This window comes from Cyanobacterium sp. T60_A2020_053, assembly GCA_015272165.1.
In the GTDB taxonomy this organism is placed as follows: domain Bacteria; phylum Cyanobacteriota; class Cyanobacteriia; order Cyanobacteriales; family Cyanobacteriaceae; genus Cyanobacterium.
The window spans coordinates 1-3668 of the sequence record JACYMF010000115.1 but is presented as its reverse complement, the minus strand read 5'-3'; the positions used below and the strand labels follow the sequence as shown (position 1 = coordinate 3668).

Genomic DNA, 3668 nt, shown 5'->3' with positions numbered 1-3668 from the left:
CGATTTTTTTGTTGGTTCGTTTACATCCCCCGTTGATTTCAGTGGGTATTTTTTTTGTTGAGAAATTCAACGGGGGTCTTTCACTCACATTTCAAGATAAAATGTAGTACTTTTTATCTTTTTCAATAAGCTCCATTATCTTTAACAAAGATTATTACCCAAATAGTTTTTAAAATTATCGATAAGTCTAACCAAAAATTATGATTTTGAGAATAATATACATCAATACAAATTCTTTTTTTATAAGGGATGTTATTACGACCAGATACTTGCCACAAACCAGTTATACCCGGTTTCACCTTTAAAACTTGATTAATTTTATTACCATACATGGGTATTTCTTCAATTACTAAAGGTCGAGGACCAACAATACTCATTTCTCCTTTAAAAACGTTCCAAAATTGAGGAAACTCATCAAGGCTAGTACGTCTCAAAAAAAGACCTATACGGGTAATACGAGGATCATTTTTTAATTTAAAATTTGCTTGAAATTCTTTTCTGGTTTGGGGGCATTTTTTTAATAAATTATCAAGGATTTTATCAGCATTAGCAACCATAGTCCGAAACTTAATGCAAAAGAAAGGACGAAAATTTTTACCTACTCTTTTTTGTGCAAAAAAAATTTCTCCCTGTGAACTAAAAGCAACAATAACACTCAAAAGCAAGTACAAAGGAGAAAATGTAATTAATATCAACAGCGAAAATACTATATCGAATATTCTTTTAAAAATTACTTTTTTAGGTTGAATAAAAAATGAATTATCAAATAACAAAGTAAAAGATGTTATTTTATGCATAAATGTTTTCTTATTATGTAATGCCTTTTTATTCATCATCATAATGCCCATTTAAATGTACCACACCATTTTTATTTATAAAGGGTTAAACCATTATTTATTTAAAATGATAGTATAGCAGTCTGAAATCATTTGTGAACAATGAATTAATAACTGACGTTATATAGGTTTAGTGAAGTAACTCTACAGAAGAAGGTTTGGCAATATGAGGCAAACCCCATCCTAATTTCTCCCGTAAAATGCGGAAAAATTCGGGCGCTTGTAAGCGAATAAATTGCGCAGAAAAAGCAGAGCGCACGATGCGCACCTGATCATCTGGTAAGATATAACATCCAGCATTACCATCCCCTACCATCACCATTTGATTATCTGTAGCGGGATAAATGGTAACAGGTTCTTGATCGGAAAACACCAATGCCCGTGAGGCAAGGGAATGGGGGCAGATGGGCGCTAGTTGAAAGACAGGCACATCAGGGGTGACAACTGGACCTCCAGCACTAAGAGAGTAAGCCGTTGAACCAGTAGGAGTTGATATAATGATACCATCGGCAGCAATATCCACCGGCGCGTGTCGCCCTATTTCGATCTCAAAATGGCACATACTGGTTAATGGTTCTCGGTGTACTACTACTTCATTCAAACATAATGCCTCCCAAAGGGTAGTACCTTCTCGAATTACTGTAACCTTAATCATGGAGCGCCCTTCAACGCAAAAATCACCCTTCAGCACTTGATGGAGGGCGCTGTCTAGTTGATGAAGATAAATTTCAGTTAAAAAGCCCAAATGACCAGTATTCACCGCTAAAAGAGGAATATTGTGGGGCGCTACCTGACGACAAGCTGATAAAACTGTACCATCACCCCCTAAAACTATGGCAAAATCCATATCTTGGTCAAATTCAGGTTCGGCAATTTGTTCGATGGGGCTATGACACACGGGACGATGAGGGTAAGAATAACCTAAAATACCAGTATATCCTGTGGCGAGGAAAACCTGATGACCTTGAGCCGTTAAGGTCGAATTTAATTCTGTCGCAACTTGACAGGCAATAGGTTTAACATCGTTGTAGATAACACCGATTTTAGGCATCAATTATATTCCCGATTAATGTGAAGCAGACCATGGCTTTTCATTTTACCATGAAGATTGTATCAGGTTTTGAGGTCTATTAAGTTTTGCTCATGTTTTTTGATTTTTCGATTTATTTAATATGTCTCGCAAAGGCGCGAAGGTGCAAAGATGTTTTTTGAGCATACACTAAGGCACATTTGATTTATATTGTTTGTTACAACCCTTTTGCTTTTTTAAGCTAAATAGGTTTTGCTGAATAAACTCAGAAGTAACGATTTATAAGGGTGAAGACACACGACAAGCATCAAAACATACGCAAAATCACGCTTTTTGAATAAAAATGCGGTTGAAGTGTAAGATTACATAATCCTACACTAAGATAGTAAGGATTCATAATTGTCCATTATCCATTTACCCTCACGACACCACTTTTTCATTATGACGGAAGCACCTAATTTAACTCCAGAAATTGCTATCCAAAATTTAATTCAAACGGAAGATTTAGGATTGCGTTATTATGCCGCTTGGTGGTTAGGAAAATTTCGAGTCAATACCCCAGAAGCAATCAGCGCCCTCCTCCTCGGTTTGGACGATAATCGAGATATAGCGCCCGATGGTGGTTATCCTTTACGCCGTAATAGTGCTAAAGCGTTAGGCAAATTAGGTAATGCTGAAGCCGTCTTACCTTTAATTAATGCTCTTGATTGTGAGGATTATTATGTCAGGGAATCGGCGGCGCAGTCTCTGGAAATGTTAGGGGATAAGCGCGCTATTTCTCCCCTCTCTGCTTTACTTCAACCAGCCATCCAAGATGATCAATTAACTGCCTATGGCACTGACACAGTGGCTGATAAACCTCACCTATATCAACCCTACGAGGCAATATTAGAGGCTTTAGGCACTTTACAGGCAAAAAATGAGGTAAATTTACTTAAACCCTTTTTAAAACACCCTGTCCCCAAGGTTAGTTATGGGGCGCACCGTGCCTTATATCAGTTGACAGGGGATAATATTTATGGAGAAAAATTAGTGGAAGCGTTACAGGGCAAGGAATTGCAGTTAAGACGCTCCGCTTTGATGGATTTGGGCGCTATGGGTTATGTGAAGGGCGCTACCGCCATCGCTTCTGCTTATGCCGAAAATAGTCTCAAATTAATCGCCATGAAGGGTTTATTAGAGCATCAAATCAATTTTGATCAACAAACCAACCAATCTCTCTCTCATGATACTATTATGATCATGGATTTAATGGATTCTCTTTTATAATCTTATATTTTTTCAAGAAATAATCAGCAAGGAAAATAAGGAGATGATAATTCATAATTCATAATTCATAATTCATAATTCATTACATATGACTTGGTTTGTAAAAATAGAACAAGGTATTGTCGCTAAGGAAATTTTTGATCAGTTTGTGCCATTACACATAGAATATATCAAAAGTTTAAATGATTTAGGACATCAAGCTACTACGGGATATTGGGGCGAGTTGGGAGGGGGTATGTTATTATTTCAAGCAGAATCTTTCGCTGATGCTAAAAATATCGTAGAAAATGATCCTTTAGTAAAAAATAATTGTGTTGAATATCAATTACATGAATGGCGTATTGTTGCTGGAAACTTGTCTTTTTGATTGAGTAAATGATGATTATTTAAAATATTGTAATTTGGATAATTTTTATGGTGACAAAATCCAAAATTTATTTTAATAAAATTTCTCATTAGAGTTTCAATAAGTTCTACGGAATAAATCAAAACCCTTGTTAAATAAAGGTTTAAAGTCTATTCTACATAACAAA

The 3668-nt window shown here is 36.0% G+C and carries 4 protein-coding genes; 2 read left to right on the top strand and 2 right to left on the bottom strand.

The genetic code is table 11. The features are described from left to right. Nucleotides 1–122: 122 nt before the first annotated feature. A complete protein-coding gene (locus tag IGQ45_15590) occupies nt 123–848 on the bottom strand; it encodes a sugar transferase (protein MBF2058590.1) in 726 nt (241 codons plus the stop codon). 118 nt (nt 849–966) lie between these two features. Next, nucleotides 967–1887, bottom strand: a complete 921-nt coding sequence (locus IGQ45_15585; protein MBF2058589.1) for an NAD(+) kinase — start codon at nt 1885–1887, stop codon at nt 967–969. A 420-nt stretch (nt 1888–2307) separates the two neighbouring features. Here IGQ45_15585 and IGQ45_15580 point away from each other — a divergent pair, with 420 nt between their 5' ends. After that, nucleotides 2308–3135, top strand: a complete 828-nt coding sequence (locus IGQ45_15580) for a HEAT repeat domain-containing protein (protein MBF2058588.1) — start codon at nt 2308–2310, stop codon at nt 3133–3135. An 88-nt stretch (nt 3136–3223) separates the two neighbouring features. After that, complete coding sequence (locus IGQ45_15575) at nt 3224–3502, top strand: hypothetical protein (protein ID MBF2058587.1); 279 nt, start codon at nt 3224–3226, stop codon at nt 3500–3502. Nucleotides 3503–3668: the final 166 nt, after the last annotated feature.